Origin of the sequence: Cyanobium usitatum str. Tous, from assembly GCF_003011885.1 — a bacterium.
Lineage (GTDB): Bacteria > Cyanobacteriota > Cyanobacteriia > PCC-6307 > Cyanobiaceae > Cyanobium_A > Cyanobium_A usitatum.
In genome coordinates this window covers 80,617-105,589 of the sequence record NZ_PXXO01000010.1, presented here as the reverse complement: position 1 = coordinate 105,589, position 24,973 = coordinate 80,617, and the positions used below count along the sequence as shown (strand labels likewise).

Genomic DNA, 24,973 nt, shown 5'->3' with positions numbered 1-24,973 from the left:
CCTGCGCCTTGAGAGCATTGCCAAGGTTGTTGTGAGCATCGGGGTGGTTGGGATTGAGTTGCAGAGCAGTGTTGTAAGAGCCAATGGCAGCAGTTAGGTCCCCCTGCGCCTTGAGAGCATTGCCAAGGTTGTAGTGAGCGCCTGGGTAGTTGGGCTTGAGGTGAAGCGTTTTCCTGAGAAGTTCTATGAGTTCGTCAAATCTATCCTGCGTTCCGCAGATAGCCGCTAGATTTCCATAGACAATGTGATTTTTCGTCCCTTCTTCAATTAGTTTTCTATAAATCGTCTCTGCTTCTTCAAGTTTCCCTTGATTGATCAGTTCAATAGCTTGTTGCTCCATAGCGGTGTGATCAGCAGAACTCCTGGTCACCTGCTGCTTGGGGGCTGCTGTTTGCTTAGCAGCTGAGAACCCACTGCCACTCCGCTTGGGTTTGCCCACACCGCACTACCTTCTTTACCCAACTATAGGCATTTCCCTTCCGAATCAAGCCACCACCCAAGCCACTCCCAGCCCTTCCACTAACCCTCCAAAACCACCACTAAGCCACCACTCAACCTGCCAAGACCTCTGGCGGATGCTGCTCCAGCACTTGCTTGAGGTATCTGCCCGTATGACTGGTGGGATGCTCTGCCACCGTTTCAGGGGTTCCCACCACCACAATCTCACCACCCTTATCTCCCCCATCGGGTCCCAGATCAATGATCCAGTCGGCACAGCGGATCACATCCAAGTTGTGCTCAATCACCAGGATTGAGTTGGCCTTGTCCACCAGGCGTTGCATCACATCCATCAACTTATGCACATCAAAGAAGCTGAGTCCGGTGGTGGGTTCGTCGATCAGATAAAGGGTTTTACCGGTGGCCCGTTTAGAGAGCTCGGTGGCCAGCTTCACCCGCTGGGCCTCACCGCCTGAGAGGGTGGGCGCCGGCTGGCCGAGCTTCACGTAGCCCAAGCCCACATCCACCAAGGTGCGCAACCGATCGGCAGCCTGCGGGATAGCTGAAAACACATCGGCGGCCTGCTCCACCGTCATCTCCAGCACATCAGCAATCGTGTGACCCTTGTAGGTCACCTGCAACGTTTCGCGGTTGTAGCGGGCTCCCTTACATACATCACACTGCACATATACATCCGGCAGGAAGTTCATCTCGATCACATTGACGCCCTGGCCACTGCAGGCCTCACAGCGGCCACCCTTCACATTGAAACTGAACTGACCCACCTGATAGCCGCGAGCCTTGGCCTCCACCGTGGCCGCAAACACCTGACGGATCGGGTCAAAAGCGCCCGTATAGGTGGCGGGGTTGGAGCGGGGCGTACGACCAATCGGTGATTGGTCGATCACGATCACCTTGTCGATCGCCTTGATACCGCGCAGCTCACCTAAGCCAGGTGGAAATGGCACCTTCAGGCCCAGCTGGTGCTCCAGGGCCGGATGCAGCAGCTCATTCACCAGGGTGCTCTTGCCACTGCCACTCACCCCGGTGACGCACACCAGCCGCCCCAGTGGAATCTCCACATCGAAGCCGGCCAGGTTGTTGCGCTCGCAGTCCACCATCGTGAGCCGGCGGCTACCGGTACTGCGCCGCTCAGCTGGAGTTGGAATCGAGCGGCGGCCACTGAGGTAGGCCCCGGTAAGGGAATCCTCTGCGGCAAGTAGATCCTCAAAGCTGCCCTCAGCCACAATGTGGCCGCCATGCACCCCCGCCCCCGGGCCAATATCCACCACGTAGTCGGCCGCACGAATCGTGTCTTCGTCGTGCTCCACCACGATCAAGGTGTTGCCTAGATCCCGCAACTTCAGCAGGGTATTAAGCAGCCGGTCGTTATCACGCTGGTGCAAACCAATGCTGGGCTCATCCAGCACGTAGAGCACTCCGGTGAGGCCCGCGCCGATCTGGGTCGCCAACCGAATCCGCTGGGCTTCGCCACCGCTGAGGGTCATGGCGGGCCGATCCAGGCTCAGATAATCGAGCCCCACATCCAGAAGAAACTTCAGGCGCAGCCTGATCTCCCGCAACACCAGATCACCGATCTGGATCTGGCGTGGACTGAGCAAAGGATCAGCACCCTCGCTGTCACCCACCCCCATCAGCGACTCGATCCGGCGCAGGGTTTCGCCCACGCTCACCGCCGTGAGTTCGTGGATGGCATAGGGGCCCACCCGCACCGCCAGCGCTTCCGGCCGTAATCGCAGGCCGTGGCAGGTGGCGCAGGGCACCAGCTCGAGAAACTTCTCCAGCTTTTGGCGCACAGATTCGCCGCTGGCGTCGCGCAATTGACGCTCCAGGATCGGCAAGATGCCCTCAAACGGACGCTCGTAGCCGGCGCTCTTGCGATAGCGGCTGTCGGCCTGAATGCTGATCGGCTCCTGGCTGCCATGCAGCAGCACCTCCTGCTGCTCAGCGCTGAGCTGATTCCAAGGCGTCTTGATCTCAAACTTGTAGGCCTCCCCAACCGAATAAAGCAGGGAGAAGTAATAGGAATTGTCCTTATCCGCCCAAGGCGCAATCGCCGCATAAACGGGCAGGGAGGGATCGGGCAACACCCGCTCGGCGGTGAACTTGCGCAGGTGGCCGATGCCGTGGCAGTCGGGGCAGGCGCCGTAGGGGCTGTTGAAAGAGAACAGCCGAGGCGACAGCTCTTCCATCACAGCGCCGTGCACCGGGCAGGCGAAATTTTCCGAATAGAGCCGCTCCCGCTCAACCCCATCGGGCAGCTCCTCATCGGCCTTGGGCACCACCTCCACCAGCGCCAGACCATCGCCCCTTTTAAGGGCTGTGCGCAGCGAATCGGTGAGTCGCTCCTGCACCCCCTCGCGGGCCACAAGCCGGTCCACCACCACCTCAATGTTGTGGGCGTGGTTTTTATCTAGCTCGATGTTGTCGGCGAGCTCGCGCACTTCGCCATTGATGCGCACCCGCGCAAAGCCCTCGGCCACCAGACCGCCCAGCAGCTTGACGTGGCTACCTTTCTTGCCGCGCACCACCGGCGCCAGCAACTGGTAGCGGGTGCCCTCGGGCAAGGCCAGGATCTGATCCACCATCTCGTCGATGGTCTGGGGCCGAATCGAGCGATCGCACTGAGGACAATGGGGTTCTCCAGCCCGGCCGAATAGCAGGCGCAGGTAGTCCTGGATCTCCGTCACCGTGCCAACGGTGGAGCGGGGATTGTGGCTGGTGGATTTCTGATCGATCGAAATGGCCGGTGAGAGCCCCTCGATCGCATCCACATCGGGCTTATCCACCTGGCCCAGAAACTGGCGCGCATAGGCCGACAGGCTCTCGACGTAGCGGCGCTGGCCCTCGGCAAAGATCGTGTCAAAAGCCAGCGAGCTCTTACCGCTGCCGCTCACACCGGTGAACACCACCAGGCGATTGCGCGGGATGGTGAGGTCTACGTTTTTGAGATTGTGCTGACGGGCGCCCCGCACCCGGATCACATCCTCAAAGGAGCCGCCGCTGAGCACACGGCTCGGGTCAAGGGCCTTTTCGTGAACGGTCTGGGCGAGGGTTCTGCTAGCGGCTGCACCGTTGGTGGCAGAGCTAGGGACAGCAGAGCTCTTGGCGCGGGGCATCCAGACGGCTCATGGACTAGCAAGTCTACGGATGCTCCCCCTTGCCCTGGGCACAGACCAGTGCTGGAGGGGTTCTAGCGACCGTATTGATCCAGCAGGCTGGCCGCATAGCTGCTGGCCTCACCCGAATCGCCACCCGCCAGTTCGGCCAGCTCCGCCTGACGGTCCTGGGTGTCCCGCAGCTGGGACACCCGCGTATGGGTGACACCCTCCAACACCTGCTTGGAGACGCGGAAGTGGTGGTCTGCCGCCGCGGCCACCAGGGGTTGGTGGGTGACGCAAAACACCTGGCGCTGCTTAGCCAGGCGGGCCAGCAGCTCGGCCATGGCTCCGCTCACCCGGCCACTCACGCCCGTATCGATCTCATCGAAAAGCAGGGTGACGTGCTGGTCTGTCGCAGCCAGACAGGTTTTCAGAGCCAGCAGAAAGCGCGACATCTCACCGCCTGAAGCCACCTCAGCCAGGGGCGCCAGGGGCACACCCGGGTTGGCGGAAAACTGAAACTGCACCGCATCGGCTCCCTCCTCCCCGGCTGGCGCTGGTGCAATCGCCACCGCGAAGCGCACATTGGCCAATCCCATCGGCCGCAGCGCCTGCATCAGTTGCTGCTCCAGGGCAGCGGCGGCCTGGCGGCGGGCAGCGCTGAGCGAGGCATTGGCCTGATCGCGAAGCTGGCGGGCTCGCTGCTCCGCCAGCTCCAGGGCCTCCAGGGAAGCTTCACCACCGCCGGGGGCCAGTTGCTGGCGCAGGCGATCGCGCAGGGCGATCAAGCCAGCCAACTCCTGACCATGGCGCCGCTCCAGGGCCTTGAGCTGGGCCATGCGCTCCTGCAGCTCCGCCAAGCTTTCTGGGTCACTATCAAGACCAGATCCGTAGCGATCCAGTTCGCGGGCCAGATCCTGCAAAGCCGCCAAACCATCGCTACAGCAACTGCGCAGCTCACTGACGCCGCCATCTAAGGCCTCCATCTGCAGCAGCTCCTGTTCGCAGGCGGCCAGGTGATCCAGCACCGATGGCGCCTGCTCTGCCCCCTCCTGCAAGCGGCCCAGCAAAACCATCACCCCCTCCTGCAGCCGCACCCCATGGGCGAGGCGGTTTTCCTCGTTTTGGAGCTGCTGACGCTCCTGGGGATCTTGCAGCTGGGCCGCCTCCAGGTCGGCCAGCAGTTGCTCCTGGGCCGCACGCTGCTGCTGTAGCTGGTCCCAGTCGCTGCGGGCCTGCTCCAACGCCGCCGCCGCCTGTTTCCACTGGCGCCAGGCCGCCGCCACCGGCGTCAGCAAAAGCGAAAGGCCTTCACCACCAAAGCGATCCAGCCAGCGGCGCTGCTGACCGGGCCGCGCCAGCTGCTGGGTTTGGCCCTGAACGGTGAGATCGAGCAGCAAGGGCCGCAACTCCTGGATCTGGGCCCGGCTCACCACCACGCCATTAAGCCGATTGCGGCTGCTGAGGCGCTCTTCTGTGAGGCGCCACTCGCGCGATAGCAGCAGTTCGCCCTCCTCAACCTCCAGCTCCTGCTGCTGCAACCAGGCCTGCAAAGGGGGCGAAAGGCTGAAGCTGGCCTCGATCGTGCCGCGCTCAGCGCCGCGGCGCAGCAGCCGGGCGCCGGCGCTGCCCTGGGCCCCACCCAAAAGGGCATCGAGGGCATCAAGCAGGATCGATTTACCTGCTCCCGTCTCACCGGTCAGCACCGTGAAGCCCTCGCTGAAGCTGAGCTCCAGCCGCTCGATCAGGGCGATATTGCTGAGGCGCAGTCCCGTGAGCACGTCGGCCTCCGCTAACCGGACTGGTGTACCGGCCAGACCGTAGCGGCAGTGGGATTCGTTTAGAAGGGGTTTGGTGCGCCTTAGCGGTGCTTTGCCCGCCCAACTCCCATGGATCCCGACAACAACCAAGCCGAGTTGGGTGATTTTCTGGAGGCCGCTGGCCTGCTGAGCTACGACCCGGCCGCCATCACCCGGATTTACACCGGCCACCCGCAACGGCTATTCCGGCGCCTGTGGCAAACCCTGGTGCCAATCGGGCTCTATCTACTTGGGGTGGGCTTTGACTGGCTCACCGGGCGGCTCAAGGCGACGGAGGTAGCCAGGTCCCGCGCCAAGGAGGCAGCGGATCTAGTGGCTTCGCTAGGCCCCGCTTTCATCAAAGCCGGCCAGGCCCTCTCCACCCGGCCCGACATCGTGCCACCGCTGCTGCTGGAGGAACTTGCCCAGCTGCAAGACCAGCTGCCGGGCTTCGACTCCGCCCTGGCGATGGCCTGCATCGAAGAGGACCTGGGCGCTGCAGTACTCGACATCTACGAGCAACTTGACGCCGAGCCGATCTCGGCCGCTTCGCTGGGCCAGGTGCATAAGGGCGTGCTCAAGGGGGGTCAGGCGGTGGCCGTAAAGGTGCAGCGCCCGGGCCTGCGGGAGCAAATCACGCTCGACCTCTACATCGTGCGCAACATCGCTTCCTGGCTTAACCAAAACGTCGGCCTGATCCGCTCCGACCTGGTGGCCCTGATCGATGAACTGGGCAAGCGGGTGTTTGAGGAGATGGACTACTTCAACGAAGCCGCCAACGCCGAGCGCTTCGCCGAATTACACGCCCACAATCCCCGTATCACCGTTCCCCGCATCTACCACCAGGCCACTAGCCGCCGGGTGCTCACGATGGAATGGATGGAGGGGGTGAAGCTCACCAATCTCGAAGCGGTGCGCGGCATCGGCGTAGACCCCGACGACATGGTGAACGTCGGTGTTAACTGCAGCCTGCAGCAATTACTGGAGCACGGCTTTTTCCACGCCGACCCCCACCCCGGCAACCTGTTGGCGATGGCGGATGGCCGGCTCGCCTACCTCGACTTCGGCATGATGAGCGAGGTGAGCCGCGAATCGCGCACCGGCCTGATTCAGGCGGTTGTGCACCTGGTAAATCGCAGTTTCGGCAAGCTGAGTAAGGATTTCGTCAGCCTGGGCTTCCTGGCCGAAGACGTAAATCTCGAGCCGATAGTGCCGGCTTTTGAAAAGGTGTTCGGTCAAGCGATCGAGCAGGGAGTAAGCCGCATGGATTTCAAGGCGGTCACGGATGACCTTTCCGGCGTGATGTATCGCTTCCCCTTCCAGGTACCGCCCTACTACGCCCTAATCATCCGCTCGCTGGTGACCCTGGAGGGAATCGCCCTCAGCGTTGATCCCGAGTTCAAGATCCTTGGCGCCGCCTACCCCTACTTCGCCCGGCGGCTGATGGAAGACCCCGATCCCACCCTGCGCCAGAGCCTCAAGGAGATGCTCTTCGACGGCGAAATCTTCCGCTGGCAACGGCTCGACAACCTGATCGCTAGCGCCTCCCAAGGAGCCCAGCTCGATCTCGAGGGGCTGCTCGATCAGGTGCTGAGCTTTCTTTTCTCAGCCAACGGCGGGCTGCTACGCCAACAGCTGGTAGACGCCATGGTGGGCCGCATGGACGCCATGGCCTGGCAAACCACCCTGCGCATCGGCAAGCGCCTGCCAGAACGGTTCCAACCTCCAGGTTTGCGCCGTCACCGGCTAAGCGAGGCGGCTGAACCGCTGCTCGACCTCGAGCCGGTGCGCCAGTTAATGGGCATACTCAAAGCCCTGCCTGGCTTCGAACCCCAGATGCTGCTGCGCCGCCTGCCACGCCTTGTGGGAGAACCGGAACTACGCCAGATGGGAGTTCAACTAGCCAAGGGTCTGGCCGAGCGCAGCATGGTTCGCCTAGTGCGAGATGTGCTCGTCGCCGCCTGAATTTGAAAGCAATCGCCGTAGGCTTATCGCCATGCAAATAGCGTCGTTAGGCCGTAAACGTCAGGCCCTTGTTGCCATCGCCCTGGGCCTGAGCCTGGTCGTTCCCTGGCCTGCGGTCAGCCTGCCGCCAGCTAGTGCTGCTGAAAACCTGGTGTTTGTGAGCGGTGCCTTTCGCCGCTCCATCGCCGTTGCAGACCTGGAGCATCTGGCTAAGACCGGCCAAGCCCGAGGCCTGCTAGCAGATGTTTTGAGCTTCAGCCGCCAAAATCCCCAGGAAATCGCCAAGCTGCTGAATCAGTCGGTGAGCCTGCCGGTAAGCCTGGTGAGCAGGCTGCTCAACACCCGAATCGGCGAGGCAATCCTGCAGCGCCTGTCTGTAATCGTGTTTCCGCTCAAGGCATCCCAGGCCGGGATTCCAGCCATGCGCTCGGCCATGGTGCTGGGGGTCGTTGAAGGCAACGGTTCGATATCCGCAATTTCTTTCTTGCGCGCTTATCCCGCCCAGCAGATGGAAGTGAGCATCCCCGCCTTGATGAACCTGATCAGCAAAACCAGCTCGATCACCGAGCTGGTGCGCTTCTTCTCCGAATCACCCCTGGATGGGTTGCGGGGCGACGCGCCAGCTGCTGCGCCGTAGATTCACTGAAGTCACTGTCCAAATCGTGTCCTTGCTCCGTTCTCTGCAGCGTTTGAGCAAGGGCCCCTTTGCTGCCCGTCCCACCATGCAGGACTGGCCTGGACTGATCGAGGCCTATCGGCGCTGGCTGCCAGTTTCAGAGCGCACACCCGTAATCACCCTGCGGGAGGGCTCCACACCCCTAATCCCAGCCCCGGTGATCGCCGAACGAATCGGCCGCGGCGTCAAGGTCTATCTGAAATACGACGGCCTCAACCCCACCGGCTCTTTTAAAGACCGGGGCATGACCATGGCGATTTCCAAAGCCAAGGAGGCCGGTTCTGAAGCAGTGATTTGCGCCAGCACGGGCAACACCTCGGCCGCCGCGGCCGCCTACGCCCGCCGCGGCGGTATGCGGGCCTTCGTGCTGATCCCAGATGGCTATGTGGCCCAGGGAAAACTGGCCCAAGCCCTCCTCTACGGCGCCGAGGTGATCGCCATCCAGGGCAACTTCGACAAAGCCCTGGCGATCGTGCAGGAAGTTGCCAACAAATACCCGGTCACCCTGGTTAATTCGGTGAACCCCTACCGATTGCAGGGGCAAAAAACCGCCGCCTTCGAGGTGGTTGATGCCCTTGGTGAAGCGCCGGACTGGCTATGCATCCCGGTTGGCAACGCCGGCAACATCAGCGCCTACTGGATGGGATTCAACGAGTACCTAAAAGAGGGCCATTGCCGCAAGCTGCCCCGAATGATGGGCTTTCAAGCGGCGGGTTCTGCTCCTTTGGTGCTGGGCCACACGGTTGAGCAGCCAGACACCATCGCCACGGCGATCCGCATCGGCAACCCGGTGAATCGCGAAAAAGCCCTAAACGTGCGCAGCGAAAGCGGTGGCAACTTCATGGCCGTCACCGACGCTGAAATCATCGATGCCTACAAGCTGCTGGGAAGCGGCGAGGGCGTGTTCTGCGAGCCAGCTAGTGCCGCCTCGGTCGCAGGCCTGCTCAAGCACCACCAGGAGGTGCCCCAGGGAGCCACGGTGGTTTGTGTGCTCACCGGCAACGGCCTCAAGGATCCAACTACCGCCATCGAAAACAATGACGCCCGTTTCCATACCGGTCTGGAGGCGGACACCGCCAAGGTGGCCGAAGTGATGGGTTTTTAAGCAAGCCCAGACCTCACCCAAGCCCGGGCCTAGCCAAAACCTTCAACCAATCAGCAAAGCGTCTGCTGAACAGCTGGGGAAAAGGCACTAGAAACCGCGGAGAAGCTCTCGGCTTGGCCAAGCTCCCCAATACCAATGTTTTCCACACCTGCTGGAAACGGCGGAAAAGCTGATTTTTACCCCAGCTGGCCCAGGCCAAACCCCAGGGCTGATCCAGATCAAACCCAGCTGCAGCGGAGAGTTTTTCGGTTTTCCCCGGTTTCCTCAACCCCTACTAAAACGGTTTTAATTTCTTTCTTGAGCTTGATCAATCAAACCCTTAGAAGAGCGGAGCAAGACGGATCACCGGCGTTGCGCAATCAGCCGCCCTGTGGAAGCGTGGTGTCACCCTTGATCAAGCCGTCAGGCTTCCCAGCACAAACGCCATGAAGCTGGTCTGCTCCCAGTCTGAACTCAGCTCCAGCCTGCAGCTGGTCAGCCGGGCCGTGGCCAGTCGCCCCACCCATCCGGTGCTAGCAAACGTGCTGCTCACCGCTGATGCGGGCACGGGTCGACTCAGCCTCACCGGTTTTGACCTCAGCCTGGGTATCCAGACGAGCATCAGCGCCAGCGTTGAAACCAGCGGCGCCATCACCCTGCCCGCCCGGTTGTTTGGCGAAATTGTTTCGCGCCTCTCGAGTGATAGCCCGATCACGCTGAATTGCGCTGAGGGTTCCGAGCAGGTGGAGCTCACCAGCCTTTCGGGCAGCTACCAGATGCGGGGCATGCCTGCAGATGATTTTCCTGACCTGCCCCTAGTGCAGAGCGGTACACCGATTCGCCTGGAAGCGGAAGCCCTGGTTAAGGGTCTGCGCGCCACCCTTTTTGCCAGCAGTGGCGATGAAGCCAAGCAACTGCTCACTGGCGTGCACCTGGGCCTTGATCCGGCCGGGCTGGAATGTGCGGCAACCGATGGCCATCGCCTGGCCGTGCTCCGGCTTGCCCATGCGACCGCCTCTGGGCAAAACGAAGCCGAGGAGCCTTTTGCCGTCACCGTGCCAGCTCGCTCGTTGCGGGAGTTGGAGCGTCTGCTCTCAGGACGTCAATCTGAAGAGCCCTTGAGCCTGTTTTGTGATCGCGGCCAGGTGGTGTTCCTTTGGTCTGACCAGGTGCTCACCAGCCGCAGCCTTGATGGCACCTACCCCAACTACCGCCAGCTGATTCCAGAGAGCTTCACGCGCACGATCAACCTCGAGCGCCGCGCTCTGGTTTCGGCCCTTGAGCGAGTGGCTGTGCTTGCTGACCAGCACAACAATGTCGTCAAGCTCAGTGCCGAGCCCGCCACCGGTCAAATATTGATTCAGGCTGATGCCCAGGACGTGGGCAGTGGTTCTGAAGGACTCGCTGCCACCATTGAGGGTGAAGCGATTCAGATTGCCTTCAACGTGCGCTACTTGCTCGATGGTCTCAAGGCCATGGCCTGTGATCGGGTGCTGTTGCAGTGCAACGCCCCCACCACGCCGGCGATTTTGACTCCTGCGGAAGGGGATCAATTCACCTACTTGGTGATGCCCGTTCAGATCCGCAGCTGACGGTGGCTCCCCTTCCGGAGCAGGTGCTGCTGAGTGATTTGCTGCGCCGGCATGTCCGCTGCGATCAGGGGCTCGATCACGGTGCGGGCGTGCAGGTGTGGATGCATCCCCCTGTGCATCGGGTGTTGGGTTGGGTTTCAAAACCGTCGGCTTTTGGCAATCGCCGCCAGGTGTGGCGTCTCAACCAGTTGCGAGGCATTTCTGAGCTGGAAGCACTTGTGCAAGGTGAACCAGCTGAAACCGACCTTGGTGTGTTGGAGAAGCTGCCGACCTTGATCGATGCGGCTGTGCTGGATCGCCGCCAGCAACCGATCGGCACCTTGGCTGATGCCGCCATCGAGTTGCGTAGTGGCCGTATTCGCCACTATTTGGTGAGTCGCAGTGATCCACGCCTGCCGGGCAGTAGCCGTTGGCGATTGAGCTTGGATCGCCTGCTGGATCAACAGCCCGGCCAGGTGCTCACCGCGCTGGAGAGCATCGACGACCTGCCCCTAGCCCGGGCAAGTGTGCGGCAAGAGTTTTTGCGTCGTTCAAGGCGGTGGCGCGATCAGGTGCAGGAGGCGGGCAACCGATTTGAGGAGAGGCTGGAGGGCTGGCTTGAGGAGCCGCCCTGGCAGGAGCCGGAGGGGTTAGATCAGCCCTACGAAACCGATGCACCCCCTCGCCGCCGCCGTTCTGGACCGCCTGCTGATGATGAAGATCCCTGGATTTGAACCTCGCGTAGACCAGTTCCAGTTGCTGTGAGGCCCGCTCGGCGAGACTGCAGTGATCTTGCCCAGCTGCACGTGGTTGCCGCCTCTTTCGAAGCACCGGCCTATTCGGTTCCCGATGCCCTCAAGAAGGAGAACCTCAGCCAGGCCGACTACGACGAGATCTGTCGTCGGCTCGGCCGCGCTCCCAACCGCGCTGAGTTGGGCATGTTTGGGGTGATGTGGTCGGAGCACTGCTGCTACCGCAACTCGCGGCCGCTGCTGCAGGGCTTCCCGACCACCGGCCCGCGCATCCTGGTGGGCCCTGGCGAGAATGCAGGCGTGGTTGATCTGGGTGAAGGCCAGCGCCTGGCCTTCAAGATCGAGAGCCACAACCACCCCTCGGCCGTGGAGCCGTTCCAGGGCGCGGCCACCGGCGTGGGCGGCATTCTGCGCGACATCTTCACCATGGGCGCCCGGCCGATCGCCCTGCTCAATGCCCTGCGCTTCGGTCCCTTGGAGGACGAGCGCAACGTGGGTCTGATGGAGGGCGTGGTGGCAGGCATCGCCCACTACGGCAACTGCGTGGGCGTGCCCACCGTGGGTGGGGAGGTGGCGTTTGACCCCAGCTATTCCGGCAACCCCTTGGTGAACGCCATGGCCCTGGGGCTGATGGAAACCGAGGAGATCGTCTGCTCCGGTGCTGAAGGAGTGGGTTACCCCGTGGTCTATGTGGGCAGCACCACCGGCCGCGACGGCATGGGCGGCGCCAGCTTTGCCTCCGCTGAGCTCACCGAGGCCTCCCTGGATGATCGCCCCGCCGTGCAGGTTGGCGATCCCTTCCTTGAGAAGGGACTGATCGAGGCCTGCCTGGAGGCCTTCCAGAGCGGTGATGTGGTGGCGGCTCAAGATATGGGCGCCGCCGGCCTCACCTGCAGCTGCTCGGAGATGGCTGCCAAGGGGGGGCTGGGCATTGAGCTGGATCTCGACCGCGTGCCCGCCCGCGAGGCCGGCATGACCGCCTACGAGTTTTTGCTGAGCGAATCCCAGGAGCGGATGTTGTTTGTGGTCAAGCCCGGCACGGAGCAGGCGCTGATGGCGCGCTTTACGCGCTGGGGGCTGCAGGCAGCAGTGGTGGGCCGGGTGCTGGAAGACAACATCGTGCGGGTGCTGCAGCACGGCCAGGTGGCGGCCGAGGTGCCCGCCAGCGCCCTGGCGGACGACACGCCGATCAACCACCACACATTGCTGAGCGAGCCGCCTGCTGAGATCCAGGCCCACTGGCGCTGGAGCGAGACCCAGTTACCAGCTGAGTTGCCTTTCAGCTGGGATGGGGCCCTGCTGGCCCTGCTTGATGACCCCACCATCGCCTCCAAGCGCTGGGTATACCGCCAGTACGACCACCAGGTGCAGGCCAACACCGTGGTGCCCCCCGGCGGCGCCGATGCGGCCGTGGTGCGGCTGCGGCCCCAGCAGGGCGAGGGCGCCATGGCGGCAGCCAGCCGTGGCGTGGCGGCGGTGGTGGACTGCCCCAACCGCTGGGTATCCCTCGATCCCGAGCGCGGCGCCATGGCGGCGGTGGCCGAGGCGGCCCGCAACCTCAGCTGCGTCGGCGCCGAGCCCTTGGCCGTGACGGACAACCTCAATTTCCCCTCGCCGGAAACCCCCACCGGCTACTGGCAGCTGGCGATGGCCTGCCGCGGCCTTTCGGCCGCCTGCAGCGCCCTGGATACCCCTGTCACCGGCGGCAACGTCTCCCTCTACAACGAGACCCGCCTGCCCGATGGCCGCATGCAGCCGATCCACCCCACCCCCGTGGTGGGCATGGTGGGCCTGGTGCACAACCTTGAGCACGTGCGCGGCCAGGCCTGGCGCCAGGCCGGCGACGCCATCTGGCTGCTGGGGGTGCCTTTGGAAACAGGTGAGGCTCCCGCCGATCCCCGCTTGAGCCTGGCCGGCAGCAGCTATCTGGAGCTGCTGCATGGAGCCGTCACGGGGCGGCCGCCCGAGATTGATTTGGTTCTGGAGCGTTCGGTTCAGGTCTTCCTGCGCCAAGCGATTGGCCAGGGCTTGGTGGCCTCCGCCCACGACCTCAGCGATGGCGGCCTGGCGGTGGCTGCGGCCGAGTGCTGCATCGCCACCATGGCATTAATACCTCTGGGGGCTGAGCTGGAGATCACGGCCAGCAGCGCCCGACTGGATCGGCTGCTGTTTGCCGAGGGTGGTGCCCGCATTCTGGTGAGCGTGCCCGCCGATCAGGATGCCGCCTGGCAGCAGGCTCTGGCGTTGGCTGCAGTGCCGGCAGAGCGGCTTGGCGCGGTTACAGCTGCTACCAGCCTGGTAATTCGCCAAGCAGGCCAACCTTTGCTTGAGCAGAGCCTGGCGGCATTGGAGGCCTGCTACGAGCAGGCCATCCCGCGGCGAATGGGCGAGGGCGCTCGTGCAGAATGAAATTTCACCGTGACTGTTGATGGGCCTGTGCTGGTGATGCGTCCGGACAAGCCCGAGGAAGCCTGCGGCGTCTATGCCGTGCTGGCGCCGGGGCAACCGGTGGCCAACCTCACCTACTTCGGTCTATACGCCCTGCAGCATCGGGGCCAGGAATCAGCCGGTATCGCCGTGTTTGATGCAGAGCGCAAGGTGCGCCTGCACAAGGACATGGGCCTGGTGAGCCAGGTGTTTGATCAGGCCGTGCTGGAGCGCCTCACTGGCGATCTAGCTATCGGCCACAACCGCTATTCCACCACCGGCAGCAGCAAGGTTTGCAACGCCCAGCCGGTGGTGCTCAACACCCGCATTGGTCCTTTCGCCCTTGCCCATAACGGCAATTTGGTCAACGCAGCCGAGCTCCGCCACGACCTGGCGTCCATTGCCAGTGAGCTCACCTCCACCACCGACTCCGAACTGATCGCTTTTGCGATTCAGCAGGCCGTGAACCGGGGCCTGGATTGGGATGGGGCGATTAGGGCCGCTGCCGAGTGCTGTCGCGGTGCCTTCAGCCTGGTGATCGGCACCACTGATGGCCTTTTCGCTCTCCGGGATGGCCATGGTATTAGGCCTTTGGTGTTTGGTCATATCGGTGAAACGCAGCAAGCCCAGTGGGTGGTGAGCAGTGAGTCGTGCGGGCTAGACATCATTGGAGCCGCCTTTGATGGCGATGTGGAGCCCGGCGAAATCATCCATTTCCGTCCAGGCCAAGCCGAACCCAGCCGCAGCCGTTGGTGCGAGCAGCCCACCAAGCTGTGCGTCTTCGAGATGATCTATTTCGCCCGGCCAGATAGCCGCTTTTTCGGCGAATCCCTCTACAGCTACAGGGTGCGAATTGGCGAGGCCCTGGCCCGTGAAACACCGGTAGAAGCCGACATAGTCATCGGCGTTCCCGATTCTGGTATTCCGGCGGCGATTGGCTACTCCCAGCTCAGCGGTATCCCGTTTGCTGACGGCCTGATCAAGAACCGCTATGTGGGCCGCACCTTCATCCAGCCCACCCAGGCGATGCGGGAGGCCGGCATCAGGGTGAAGCTCAACCCCCTGCCAGATGTGCTCGCCGGCAAGCGCGTCGTGGTGATCGACGATTCAATCGTGCGGGGCACCACCAGTCGCAAGTTGGTGCAAGCCCTGCGGGATGCCGGCGCCACCGAGGTGCACATGCGAATTAGTTCGCCGCCAGTAACCCATCCCTGCTTCTACGGCATCGATACCGACACCCAGGACCAGTTGATTGCTGCTCGCCTCACCCTGGAAGAAATCGCCGCCCACCTTGGCGTCGATTCACTCGCTTACCTGAGCAAGCAGGGCATGGTGGATGCGGCCCATGCCAATTCCGCCCACTTCTGCACCGCCTGCTTTGACGGTGCCTATCCCATCGAAATGGATGAGCAGGTGAGCTCCAGCAAGCTGATGCTCGAGCCGGCTGGCATCGCTGCCAAGGTGCTGCAAAAGCTCTAAGGGCTGCTTGGTTGCCCTGGCAGTTAATTGATAGGCAGTTAGTTGATAGTCAGTTAATTGATTGGCAGTTAGTTGATAAGAGGAATCAGTTCTTGAATTTGCTGTCCTTGGGGCAGCTTCAGGTTGATGCCAGTGCCGCTGGTGTCTTCGCTCTCCAGCTCGTTTAAGTCGATGCGGCAGCTCCAGCCCTTATCAGTCAGTAGTCCCAGCACGGCGCTTCCAACCGCAGCACTGGTTGGGCTTTGCAGGTCGACCAGGTAATCGCCCCGCTCCTGCAGCCGCAGGCCGATCTGCCCCATGTCGCCTCGCTGACAAGGCCGCAGGCTCGACACCAGCAGCCGCTTCAGTTGCCCACTGGCGGTGGCCACCACCACTGTGCTTTGGTTTGCGCCGGTGGTTTCCGTTTCCGCTGCAGTCAGGCAGGCGGCACCCACCAGCTGCTCACCTGGCAACAGGCGCATTAGTAGGGGGCCTTGGGCAGCGCGCCCCATCAGGGGCAGCTGGGTTTCGTCCAGGCTTAGCCGCAGCACGCGGCCAGTGCTGGTAGCCACTATCAAGGTGTCTCCTTCCTGGCCGGCCACCACCCGCTGCAGGGTAACGCCCTCCTTGAGCTTGAGCACGGTGGTGGCCCGGCCAGACAGTTCCTGAAACTCCTCAATTGGCAGACGTTTGAAACGCCCGTCGCTGCTTAGGAGTCCCAGGCTGCCTTGGCGGGGTAGGGGAAGCACCTGCACTACCGCTTCGCCTTCGATGCTGTCGGGTAGGAAGCGCTCCAGCTTCCCCGGCTGCTGGCCAGCGAATTCCCAGCGCAGCAAGGCCACCCGGCCACTACCCGTGAAGGCCAGCAGCAGCGGTTGCTCGCTGATCGGCAGGATCAGCCGGGCTGGTGCCGGATGCTCTCCTAGTTGGATGGGTTCATCCAGGTGCAGGCGCCCCAGCATCTGGGCGCTGAGGATTTTCACAGCTCCATCGGCCTGGATCAGTAGCCGGCTTTCCGGGGCCAGGGCGCCAAAGGCTTGCTGGCGCTGCAGTTCGGCGTTGGGGCGGATGGCTGCAGCTCGCTGGGCCACCAGGGCATCGCCGCCCTCCACCAGCCGGGTGCGCCGGGGCGTGGCAAAGCGCTTGCGCAGGGCTTTGAGTTCGGCCACCAGGGTGTCGAGCAGCACGGTGCGGTCGTCCAGCAGGTGGCGCAGCCGCTCGCGTTCCACGGCCAATTCGGCAGCTTCCTTGAGCAGGCTTTCCTGTTCAAGGCCCGTGAGGCGCCGCAGCGGCATCGACAACACCGCATCGGCCTGACGCTCGCTCAGGTCGAGTTGCACCTGCAGGGCCGCCCGGGCACTGGCGGCATCGGGGGCCGCGGTGATCAGGGCGATCACCTGCTGCAGGGCATGGAGCGCCTTTATTAGGCCCTCCACCACCTCCAGGCGGTCTTCGCAGCGCTTGAGGGCGTGGCGTGTGCGGCGGATCAGGGTCAGTTCCCGGTAGTCCAGGAATTCCTGCAGCAGGCGCCGCAGGTTCAACTGCACCGGCTGGCCGTTTACCAGGGCCAGCATGATGGCGCCAAAGTTGCTTTGCAGGGCGGTACGGCGCTGCAGGTCGGCCAGCACGGTTTCGGCGTTGGCGTCGCGGCGGAGTTCAACTACCACCCGCATGCCTTCACGGTCGCTTTCGTCGCGGATATCGGCGATGCCGCCAATCTTGCCGTCGTTTACCTGCTCAGCCAGTTTCTCGATCCAGCCGGCTTTGCTGAGCTGGTAGGGCAGCTCGGTGATCACCACGGCGCCGCGGCGATGGCGTCCCTTTCCGGGCTGTACCTCCTCGATGTGGGCGACGCCCCGCATCGGGATGCTGCCGCGGCCCACGAGGTAGGTATCGCGGACCCCTTGCCCCACCAGCACCTCGCCGCCGGTGGGAAAGTCTGGGCCGGGCACTAGCTCCAGCAGCTTTTCGTCGCTTAGCTCCGGTTTGTGCACCAAGGCGATTAGGGCATCCACCACCTCGCCCAGGTTGTGGGGCGGGATGTTGGTGGCCATGCCCACGGCGATACCGGTGCAGCCATTTAGCAGCAGGAAGGGCAGCTGGGCTGGCAGCACCGTCGGCTCCTGCTGCGAGCCATCGAAGTTGGCCGCGAAGTCAACGGTGTCGGCGCCGATTTCATCCAGCAGCGCTTCGTTGGCGATCGGAGCCAGGCGGGTTTCGGTGTAGCGCATCGCCGCCGGGGGGTCGTCGTCCACGGAGCCGAAGTTGCCGTGGCCATCCAGCAGGGGATGGCGGCTGGCGAAGGTTTGCACCTGGCGCACCAGGGCGTCGTAGACGGCCTGATCACCATGGGGGTGGTACTTGCCGAGTACGTCGCCGACGACCCGGGCGCATTTCCGGTATGGGCGATCCGGGGTGAGCCCCAGCTCGTGCATCGCAAACAGGATTCGGCGCTGCACTGGCTTGAGCCCGTCGCGTGCATCCGGCAGGGCCCTGCCAACGATCACGCTCATGGCGTATTCGAGGTAGGACCGCTGCATCTCCAGGTGCAGCGCAATCGGTTCGATGCGGGCGTCGTTGCCCGGTCCGATGGATTCGCCTGATCGCTCCTCGGCCATCCGGTGTTGGGGTCTGGGGCAGCAAGCTGGGGCTCAGCCTACAGATGATGTCCAGGGCTCCCCAACTACTCCTCGTCGCTGCTTTCGCCCTCCGGGCTGGCATTGGCAAGGGCCCGATCCACCACGGGTTTGAGTTCGGCCAGCTTGAAGAGTTCGGCGGTGGTGCTGCGCAGCTTCGGTCCCCAGAGCTGGTCCTTCTGGTGGCTGTCGAGCACGTAGTTGGGTTCGGTGTCGAGGGCCTTGCCAACCAATTCGACAGCTTCGCTGCGATTTTCCGGACCATTGGCAAACAGACTGGCGGCCAGGGCCAGGGTTGGTTCAGCCGCATCTGGCTTGATCTTCAACACCTCGCGCCAGCGGCTGATGGCCGCCTTTTTATTGCCCTGCTCGAACAACACCAGCCCCTGGTTGTTGAGGGCTTCCCAGAAGCCTTTGCGCAGGGAAGAGGCCCGCTCAAAGGCAGCCAAGGCTTGGCCGCTCTGGCCTAGCAGGATGTGGGCGTTGCCCAGGTCGAAATAGGCGCCGGCGTTGCGCTTGTCCAGTTTCAGGCCCTGTTCCAACAGGCCGATGGCCTCATTGGGTTTGCCGGCCCGTAGGGCTAGGGAACCCTCGGCAAACCAGATCCCAGGGTTGCTTGGATCGAGTTTCTTGGCCTTGGCCAGTGATATACCGGCCTGTTCCAGCTGGTTGCTGCGCAGCTGGGCCTCAGCCAGCAACACCCAGCCGCGGGGATCTTCTGGTAGCAGCTGCACCGTCAGGGCAGCCAGCCTGGCGGCGTCCCTGGCTTGACCAAGTCGCAGCAGCCGGGCCGCCGCCTGGGCGATGCCCAGACCGGCAGCTTCGAGTTCCTGACGTTGGGGCACGTACACGTAGGGCACCAACGCCCGGGCGGGCAGCCCCGCTGTCAGCAGCAGCCCGAGGGCAGCGGGCAGCAGGGCAGTTCTGAAATCAGGGCGCGACCAGCGCGGAGCCATTACGGGGAGACGGGTTTGGCCAGCCTAGGCAGTGCCGCTCCGGCTGGCCCGCAGGTTGCGCCGCCACATCCAGGGTTTGAGTCGGCGCAGGGCCGAGGCTCGCAGCTTGGTATCCCAGTCGGCGTCGCTCCACCCCAGGGCTTCCTCGGCCTGCAGGTTCAGCAGCCAGGGCCGGGGTTGTAGATCCGCGTCTTCACTGCTTTGCAGCGGCTGTTGATTCCAGGGACACACGTCCTGGCAGATGTCGCAGCCGGCGACCCAGCCCTCCAATTTGCTGGTGATCGCTTGCGGCAGTTCGGGATCGCGGTTTTCGATGGTGTGAAAGGCCAGGCAGCGGCGGCTGTCCACCACGAAGGGCTCGGTGATGGCGCCGGTGGGACAGGCCGGCAGGCAGCGGCTGCAGCTGCCGCAAAGGGTTGTGGCGGCAGCATCGGCAGGCAGCTCCAAGGTGGTGAGCAGGTGGCCCAGCAGTAGCCAGGAGCCACGCTCGCGATTGATCAGATTGCCGTTTTTGCCAATCCAGCCCAGGCCGGCCTGCTCGGCCCAGGCCTTATCCATCAGCGGTGCACTGTCGACGCAGGCCCGCCAACCCACCCCAGGCACCTGCTGCTCCAACCAGCGACCCAGCTGGCGCAGGCGGCCATCGATCACCCGGTGGTAGTCCCGCCCCCAGCCGTAGCGGGCCACCTTGAGCGCCCCCGGTGCCCGATCGGCCTCCACGTAGTAGTTGAGGCCCACCGCCAGTAGGCTGCGCACCCCGGGCAGTAGCTGCTCCACCGCGCGCCGGCGCGGGTCGGCCATCCAGGCCATGTCGGCTTGATAGCCCGCTGCAAGCCAGCGCTCCAGGGCCGCCGTGCGCAGCTCTAGGCGCTCTCCGGCTGGTACGGCGGCGAGGCCCACCGGGTCAAACCCAAGCTGCTGGGCTTGCTGTTTTAGACGGAGTGCAAGGTCGTGGTGGGCGTGCAGCGTCATCGCCCGTACAGTTGCGCCGTTGTCTAAATCTGCCGCGAGACCCTTCTGTGAGCACTGCTTCCTTCGGCCGCCTGGGCCACCTGTTGCGTTGGCTCGGCCTCACCTTGGTCGTGTTGCTTGCCCTGCAGTTGCTGGTGCTCCTGGGCTCTTGGAACTGGGCTGAAGAGGGATATCGCCAGCTGCTGATGGATCGACTGGTTAGCCAGTCGCCGATGGCTTTAGTCGGTTTGCTTCTGATGCTATTCGGCAGTCGCCTCGACCATCCCGCCGCTGGCCGCACCCCGCTGCGCTGGCTTGTGGCTGTAGTGAGCATCCTGCTGGCCCTTGCCTTGGTTGTGGCGGTGCCGGTTTCAATCAGCGGCGACCGCAGCCTCTCCGAACAGGCAGATCAGCAGCTGGCTGCGCGCAAGGGTCAACTGGCTATGGCCCGCGCCCAAATGGACAATCCCCAGGTCATCGACCAATTGATTGCCCAGGCGGCCCAGGCTGGTCAGATCCCCGCTGATGCCACTCCGGAGCAGCAGCAGGCGGCTGCTAAGAGTTTCATGCAGCGCCAGTTGCAGCAGGCTGAAGATCAGCTTCAGCAGCAACAGCGCGCTCGCGATCTCACGGTCAACCAGCGTCGCTACGGCGGCACCGGCACAGCAGTGGTACTGGCTATCGGCTTCGTGCTTTTGGCCTTAGTGGCCCTGCTGTGAGGCCGGCTGGCTAAGTTGAAAGCAGATTGCTGCAGGCCGGATCTCCGGATTGTCACTTGGTTCAATCCAGCCCCAGATCGGATCAGCCCCTAGGGGATCGGCTTCAATCCGATCTCAAGAACGATTTGATCGCTGGTTTGCTGGTGGTGATTCCACTGGCAACCACGATCTGGTTGGGCACCACGGTCAGCCGTTTCGTGCTGGCGTTTCTCACTTCTATCCCTAAGCAGTTCAATCCCTTCAATACCCTCAATCCGGTGTTGCAGGAGCTGATCAACCTGGGCGTTGGTCTACTGGTGCCCCTGCTCGGCATCCTGTTGATCGGCCTGATGGCCCGCAACATTGTTGGTCGCTGGCTGCTTGAGTTTGGCGAAGGGACTCTGCTGCGCATCCCCCTAGCTGGCTCGGTTTACAAAACCCTCAAGCAATTGCTGGAAACCTTCCTCCAGGGCAACTCCAGCAAGTTTCGTCGGGTCGTGCTGGTGGAGTATCCCCGCGAGGGTCTCTACGCCCTGGGCTTTGTGACTGGCGCGATCGGCTCTGCCCTGCAGGCAGGCTTCACAGAGCCCATGCTGAGTGTGTTCATTCCCACTGCGCCGAATCCAACCACCGGCTGGTACACCGTTGTGCCAGAGGGTTCTGTTAAGGATCTCGAGATCTCGGTGGAGGATGCTTTCCGCACAATCATTTCCGCCGGCATCGTCAACCCCGACGAGCGCTCCACCCCGAATCGCAGCTTTTCCAGCCTGCTGGCCCAGCTACGCACCCCCCAACTTTCCTGAGGCAGAACCCACCTGATGCAGAGCCGCACCCTCTCCCGTGAACTGGCCCTGCTGATGCTTGGTCAGACCAGTGATCGCGGCTCGTCTGCCCCGGCCTTACCAACTGGCATGGAGGGCCTGTTGCAGCAGGTGCTCGCCACCCTCAGCCAGGACGTGCGTGAGTCGTTGGATCGCTCCGCCGAAGACTTGCAGGCCGCCCAGCAGCAACTGCTTGATAGCGAGTTGCAGGAGCAGGGTGAGCAGCAGTTGCCCCGGGTGCGCCAGCACCTCAACGCCGGCCTGGTCGCGGCTGAACAGGCCCTTAACCGCCTTTCTGCAAGCCTGGAGTTGCCCCGGCTGCTTATGCTGGCCGACCAAGAAGAGGTGCGCCTAGGTGCCATCGCCCGGGTCGAGGCCGTGCTGCGCGACCGTCAGGCGATCGATGAGCGGCTGGATCGGGTGATGGAGGGATGGCGTCTTACTCGCCTGCCCCGCATCGATCGGGACATCCTGCGGCTGGCAGCCGTAGACCTCGAGAGCTTCCGCACCCCACCTGCCGTGGCCTGTAATGAAGCTGTGGAGTTAGCCAATCGCTATAGCGATGAGCAGGGCCGCCGCATGATCAACGGGGTGCTGCGGCGCTTTACGGCAGCTCGTTCCGCGGCGGAGGCCTGAGCAAGCCATGGTTTACGACTGGTTTAATCGCACCGGCCCATCCCCAGCTGAACCATCAGCAACCCCGCCGCCAGCTTCTGAGCAGGTTTCGGGTCAGGGTCCAGAACAGGCTCAAGAACAGCCTGTTGAGGTTTCCTCCGATCCCAACGCTGAGGCGCTGGAATGGGCTCGCCAGGCCTACGCCCGCCTCAAGGCTCAGCAGGAGGAGCAAAAGCGGCGGCAGCTTGAGCCCGAATCTGCCCCTGAGCTCCCTCTTCCAGATTCTGTACAGCCTGTACTGATTAATACCCAGCAGAGCGAACAGGGTCTTGAGCAGGATCCTCAGCAGGTTGCCCAACCGGCTACTCCAGTGGCCGCGCCCCTTTCCCTGCTGGAGCAGGCAGCGGCCCAGCGGGCCGAACGCCAACAGGCGATCACGGCGCCAGAGGCTCCCGCCCTTGAAGCGCCTGCAGCGCCCGAACTAGCTGAGCCCAGCTTGGGCGCTTTCGACGCCACCTTCACCTGGTCGGCTGAGGTACTCGCCGCCCAGGGCAAGCGGGTTGATCAGGTTTCGCTTGAGGAGATCGACTGGCTCACTCGTTTGCGCCAGGGCCTCGAGAAGACCCGCCAGGGCTTGGTCACCCAGCTGCTCGACAACCTGGGTGATGACCCGCTTACGCCCGAGGTGGTTGATGGTCTGGAAACCACCCTGCTGCGGGCAGACGTTGGGGTGGAGGCCACCGACCGGGCCCTTGGCGCCCTGCGCCAGCGGCTCAATCAGGAGGTGGTGGATCCCGCCGAGGGCCTGCGCTTCCTTAAGGAGCAGCTGCGCGCCATCCTCGACCAACCGATCGAGGCCAGTGGCCAGCCCCTGCTAGCCCCCCGCCGCGAGCAGCTCAACGTATGGTTGTTGGTGGGGGTAAACGGCGTGGGCAAGACGACCACGCTCGGCAAGCTGGCCAACTTGGCGGTGCGCAGCGGCTACAGCTGCTTGATCGCTGCTGCTGATACTTTCCGGGCCGCGGCGGTGCAGCAGGTGCAGGTGTGGGGTGAGCGCAGCAAGGTGCCGGTGATCTCCAATCCCAGCGCCAATGCCGATCCAGCGGCAGTCGTCTACGACGCCATCGGTGCTGCCCAGGCCAAGGGCACTGAGCTGGTGCTGGTGGATACGGCTGGCCGCCTGCAGACCAAGCACAACTTGATGGAGGAGCTCAGCAAGGTGCGCAGGATTGTCGACAAGCTGGCGCCAGAGGCGGTGGTGGAGTCGCTTTTGGTGCTGGATGCCAGCCAGGGTCAGAACGGCCTGCGTCAGGCCATGGCTTTTGCCAAGGCCGCCGGACTAACCGGCGTGGTTCTCACCAAGCTCGATGGCAGCGCCCGTGGTGGTGTGGCCCTGGCCGTCGCCTCTGAAGCCGGGCTGCCAATCCGTTTCATTGGCGCTGGTGAGGGTATTCGCGACCTGCGCCCCTTTAACAGCTTTGAGTTTGTTGAGGCCTTGCTGGCTCGCTGAGGTCCTGCTTGCCCAGGCAGGTAGGGCACTTGCCCGCGTCGCCGCTATCTTGCGAAACCGCTGCGGCCGCACCGTGCCCAATCGGTGAGCAACAAGCCGCCCCCCCATCCGGTTTCTCCCCAGGGTCCGGCCCTGTTGTCGGCTGCAGCCTCGTTGCGTCAACTGCTCGACAGCCTCAGCCGGGAGCAGCGGCGCAACCAGGAGCTGTTGGCTTCCCTGGCTTTTGCCCTGCGCAGTTTCACTAATTTGGGTCGCTTTCTGGAGCTGGTGCCGCTGGTGGCGGCCCGGCTGGTGGAAGCCGAGGGGGCAGTGCTGGTGGTATTCCACGAGGATGGCCGCCTCTGGCGCGAGTATCTGCAGGCCACGCCTGCCGAGCCCTGCGCCGAGCTGGTGCGCCAGCTGGCGGCGTTGGTGGATGGGGATTTGGCAGCTCTCAGCGGTGATGCGGCTGTGGCGGCCTTGCTTGATCAGCGGGTGGGCCGGTTGCTGGGCGAAGCCCAGGTGGTTGCCACATCGGTGGTTTCCCGCAGCCTCCAGCGAGGCCGCCTCTACATCTTCAGCAATCGGCAGGGCTTTGCCTGGAGCGAGGTGCATCGCCGCCACCTGCAGCTGGTGGCCGACCTTGCCGCCGTGGCTCTGGAAAACGAGGCCCTGCTCCAGACCATGCGGCGCCACGAGCGGCTCGATCGCCAGCTCAGCATCGGTGCTGAAATCCAGGCCCAGCTGCTGCCGGACCACTGTCCGGTGATCGATGGCGTTGAGCTGGCCGCCCGCTGCCGCCCCGCCTTCCAGGTGGGCGGTGACTATTACGACTTCATCCCCACCCGGCCCCAGCTGCTGGGCCGCCGCCGCGAACAGGCCCGCTGGGCGCTGGTGATGGGCGATGTGATGGGCAAGGGCGTGCCGGCAAGTCTGCTGATGACCATGCTGCGCGGCATGTTGCGGGCCGAGGTGCTGAGCGGCCACTCCCCCGAGCGCATCCTTCACGACCTCAACCAGCTGGCCCAGGAAGACCTGGCCCAGTCGCACCGGTTTGTGACCCTCTTTTATTCCGATTACGACCCCCGCACCCACCTGCTGCGCTACGCCAATGCGGCCCACAATCCGCCGTTGATCTGGCGGCGCCAGCGCAACCAGGTGGAGCGCCTTGATGCCCCAGGTCTGCTGATTGGTTTGCAGAGCGAAGCCGATTACGGCCTTGAGCAGATCGTGCTGGAGCCAGGCGATGTGCTGCTCTATTACACAGATGGGGTGACTGAGGCCACCGGCTTCAGCGGCGAGCGCTTCGACGAGGAGCGGTTGGTGCTTCAGCTGCAGGCGGCCTGCCGCTCCGGCATCGGCGCTCAGGGGATTCTCGACCAGCTGTTTGCCCGGCTGGATCGCTTTGTGGGGGCAGACCGGCAGCTCGACGATGACGCTTCGATGGTGGTGCTGAAGGTCAAGGAGGAGCTGATGCTGCCCTCCCTGCCAAGCTGATTCCCTGCCTAGCGCCGC

18 protein-coding genes are annotated in these 24,973 nt (G+C 63.5%); 12 read left to right on the top strand and 6 right to left on the bottom strand.

The features are described from left to right. The 3 genes from C7K55_RS09770 to recN form a co-directional block, all read right to left on the bottom strand. Positions 1-340: tetratricopeptide repeat protein (locus C7K55_RS09770; protein WP_241518293.1), on the bottom strand; the 340-nt coding region annotated here is incomplete at its 3' end. A gap of 211 nt (positions 341-551) precedes the next feature. Further along, positions 552-3,578, bottom strand: a complete 3,027-nt coding sequence (uvrA, locus tag C7K55_RS09765) for an excinuclease ABC subunit UvrA (protein WP_241518292.1) — start codon at positions 3,576-3,578, stop codon at positions 552-554. Positions 3,579-3,652: 74 nt separating this feature from the next. Then, positions 3,653-5,341: a DNA repair protein RecN gene (gene recN / locus C7K55_RS09760; RefSeq protein ID WP_106632531.1), complete on the bottom strand. Its 1,689-nt coding sequence runs from the start codon at positions 5,339-5,341 to the stop codon at positions 3,653-3,655. Positions 5,342-5,449: 108 nt separating this feature from the next. Here recN and C7K55_RS09755 point away from each other — a divergent pair, with 108 nt between their 5' ends. The 7 genes from C7K55_RS09755 to purF all read left to right on the top strand — a co-directional run bounded on the left by C7K55_RS09755 (position 5,450) and on the right by purF (position 15,313). Next, positions 5,450-7,324, top strand: coding sequence for an ABC1 kinase family protein (locus C7K55_RS09755; RefSeq protein WP_106632530.1), 1,875 nt, complete (start codon positions 5,450-5,452; stop codon positions 7,322-7,324). Between the two features lie 31 nt (positions 7,325-7,355). After that, positions 7,356-7,961, top strand: coding sequence for an alpha/beta hydrolase (locus tag C7K55_RS09750; RefSeq protein ID WP_106632529.1), 606 nt, complete (start codon positions 7,356-7,358; stop codon positions 7,959-7,961). 85 nt (positions 7,962-8,046) lie between these two features. Next, positions 8,047-9,105 carry a threonine synthase gene (gene thrC / locus C7K55_RS09745; protein WP_106632543.1) on the top strand — a complete coding sequence of 353 codons (1,059 nt, stop codon included), beginning with the start codon at positions 8,047-8,049 and terminating at the stop codon, positions 9,103-9,105. Positions 9,106-9,530: 425 nt separating this feature from the next. Further along, positions 9,531-10,676, top strand: coding sequence for a DNA polymerase III subunit beta (dnaN, locus tag C7K55_RS09735; protein WP_106632527.1), 1,146 nt, complete (start codon positions 9,531-9,533; stop codon positions 10,674-10,676). 2 nt (positions 10,677-10,678) lie between these two features. After that, entirely contained in the window at positions 10,679-11,389 is a 711-nt protein-coding gene (locus tag C7K55_RS09730; protein ID WP_106632526.1) for an RNA methyltransferase, read from the top strand. Between the two features lie 72 nt (positions 11,390-11,461). Further along, positions 11,462-13,816, top strand: coding sequence for a phosphoribosylformylglycinamidine synthase subunit PurL (purL, locus tag C7K55_RS09725; RefSeq protein WP_106632542.1), 2,355 nt, complete (start codon positions 11,462-11,464; stop codon positions 13,814-13,816). 36 nt (positions 13,817-13,852) lie between these two features. After that, entirely contained in the window at positions 13,853-15,313 is a 1,461-nt protein-coding gene (gene purF, locus C7K55_RS09720) for an amidophosphoribosyltransferase (protein ID WP_106632541.1), read from the top strand. A gap of 68 nt (positions 15,314-15,381) precedes the next feature. Here purF and C7K55_RS09715 read toward each other — a convergent pair whose 3' ends face one another. The 3 genes from C7K55_RS09715 to queG form a co-directional block, all read right to left on the bottom strand. Continuing rightward, positions 15,382-17,910 carry a DNA gyrase/topoisomerase IV subunit A gene (locus C7K55_RS09715; protein ID WP_106632525.1) on the bottom strand — a complete coding sequence of 843 codons (2,529 nt, stop codon included), beginning with the start codon at positions 17,908-17,910 and terminating at the stop codon, positions 15,382-15,384. Between the two features lie 65 nt (positions 17,911-17,975). After that, entirely contained in the window at positions 17,976-18,884 is a 909-nt protein-coding gene (locus C7K55_RS09710; RefSeq protein ID WP_106632524.1) for a tetratricopeptide repeat protein, read from the bottom strand. 24 nt (positions 18,885-18,908) lie between these two features. Next, positions 18,909-19,856 (bottom strand): tRNA epoxyqueuosine(34) reductase QueG, encoded by a 948-nt coding sequence (queG, locus tag C7K55_RS09705; protein WP_106632523.1) that lies wholly within the window; start codon positions 19,854-19,856, stop codon positions 18,909-18,911. A 47-nt stretch (positions 19,857-19,903) separates the two neighbouring features. Between queG and C7K55_RS09700 the strand changes: the two genes are divergently transcribed. The 5 genes from C7K55_RS09700 to C7K55_RS09680 all read left to right on the top strand — a co-directional run bounded on the left by C7K55_RS09700 (position 19,904) and on the right by C7K55_RS09680 (position 24,955). Next, positions 19,904-20,554 (top strand): HpsJ family protein, encoded by a 651-nt coding sequence (locus C7K55_RS09700; RefSeq protein ID WP_106632522.1) that lies wholly within the window; start codon positions 19,904-19,906, stop codon positions 20,552-20,554. 56 nt (positions 20,555-20,610) lie between these two features. Then, on the top strand, positions 20,611-21,336 hold the full coding sequence (locus C7K55_RS09695) for a DUF502 domain-containing protein (protein WP_106632521.1): 726 nt from the start codon (positions 20,611-20,613) through the stop codon (positions 21,334-21,336). A 15-nt stretch (positions 21,337-21,351) separates the two neighbouring features. Next, positions 21,352-21,990 carry a transcription antitermination factor NusB gene (nusB, locus tag C7K55_RS09690; protein WP_106632520.1) on the top strand — a complete coding sequence of 213 codons (639 nt, stop codon included), beginning with the start codon at positions 21,352-21,354 and terminating at the stop codon, positions 21,988-21,990. Positions 21,991-21,997: 7 nt separating this feature from the next. After that, positions 21,998-23,479, top strand: a complete 1,482-nt coding sequence (gene ftsY / locus C7K55_RS09685; protein ID WP_106632519.1) for a signal recognition particle-docking protein FtsY — start codon at positions 21,998-22,000, stop codon at positions 23,477-23,479. Positions 23,480-23,563: 84 nt separating this feature from the next. After that, positions 23,564-24,955 carry a PP2C family protein-serine/threonine phosphatase gene (locus C7K55_RS09680; protein WP_106632518.1) on the top strand — a complete coding sequence of 464 codons (1,392 nt, stop codon included), beginning with the start codon at positions 23,564-23,566 and terminating at the stop codon, positions 24,953-24,955. The last annotated feature ends 18 nt before the right edge of the window (positions 24,956-24,973 follow it).

Excerpts from the sequence above, each read along its gene's own strand:
- ftsY (WP_106632519.1), top strand. The coding sequence starts at position 21,998 with ATGGTTTACGACTGGTTTAATCGCACCGGCCCATCCCCAGCTGAACCA.
- C7K55_RS09715 (WP_106632525.1), bottom strand. The coding sequence starts at position 17,910 with ATGGCCGAGGAGCGATCAGGCGAATCCATCGGACCGGGCAACGACGCC.
- C7K55_RS09710 (WP_106632524.1), bottom strand. The coding sequence starts at position 18,884 with ATGGCTCCGCGCTGGTCGCGCCCTGATTTCAGAACTGCCCTGCTGCCC.
- uvrA (WP_241518292.1), bottom strand. The coding sequence starts at position 3,578 with ATGCCCCGCGCCAAGAGCTCTGCTGTCCCTAGCTCTGCCACCAACGGT.
- thrC (WP_106632543.1), top strand. The coding sequence starts at position 8,047 with ATGCAGGACTGGCCTGGACTGATCGAGGCCTATCGGCGCTGGCTGCCA.
- purF (WP_106632541.1), top strand. The coding sequence starts at position 13,853 with ATGCGTCCGGACAAGCCCGAGGAAGCCTGCGGCGTCTATGCCGTGCTG.
- queG (WP_106632523.1), bottom strand. The coding sequence starts at position 19,856 with ATGACGCTGCACGCCCACCACGACCTTGCACTCCGTCTAAAACAGCAA.
- nusB (WP_106632520.1), top strand. The coding sequence starts at position 21,352 with ATGCAGAGCCGCACCCTCTCCCGTGAACTGGCCCTGCTGATGCTTGGT.
- dnaN (WP_106632527.1), top strand. The coding sequence starts at position 9,531 with ATGAAGCTGGTCTGCTCCCAGTCTGAACTCAGCTCCAGCCTGCAGCTG.
- C7K55_RS09750 (WP_106632529.1), top strand. The coding sequence starts at position 7,356 with ATGCAAATAGCGTCGTTAGGCCGTAAACGTCAGGCCCTTGTTGCCATC.
- C7K55_RS09755 (WP_106632530.1), top strand. The coding sequence starts at position 5,450 with ATGGATCCCGACAACAACCAAGCCGAGTTGGGTGATTTTCTGGAGGCC.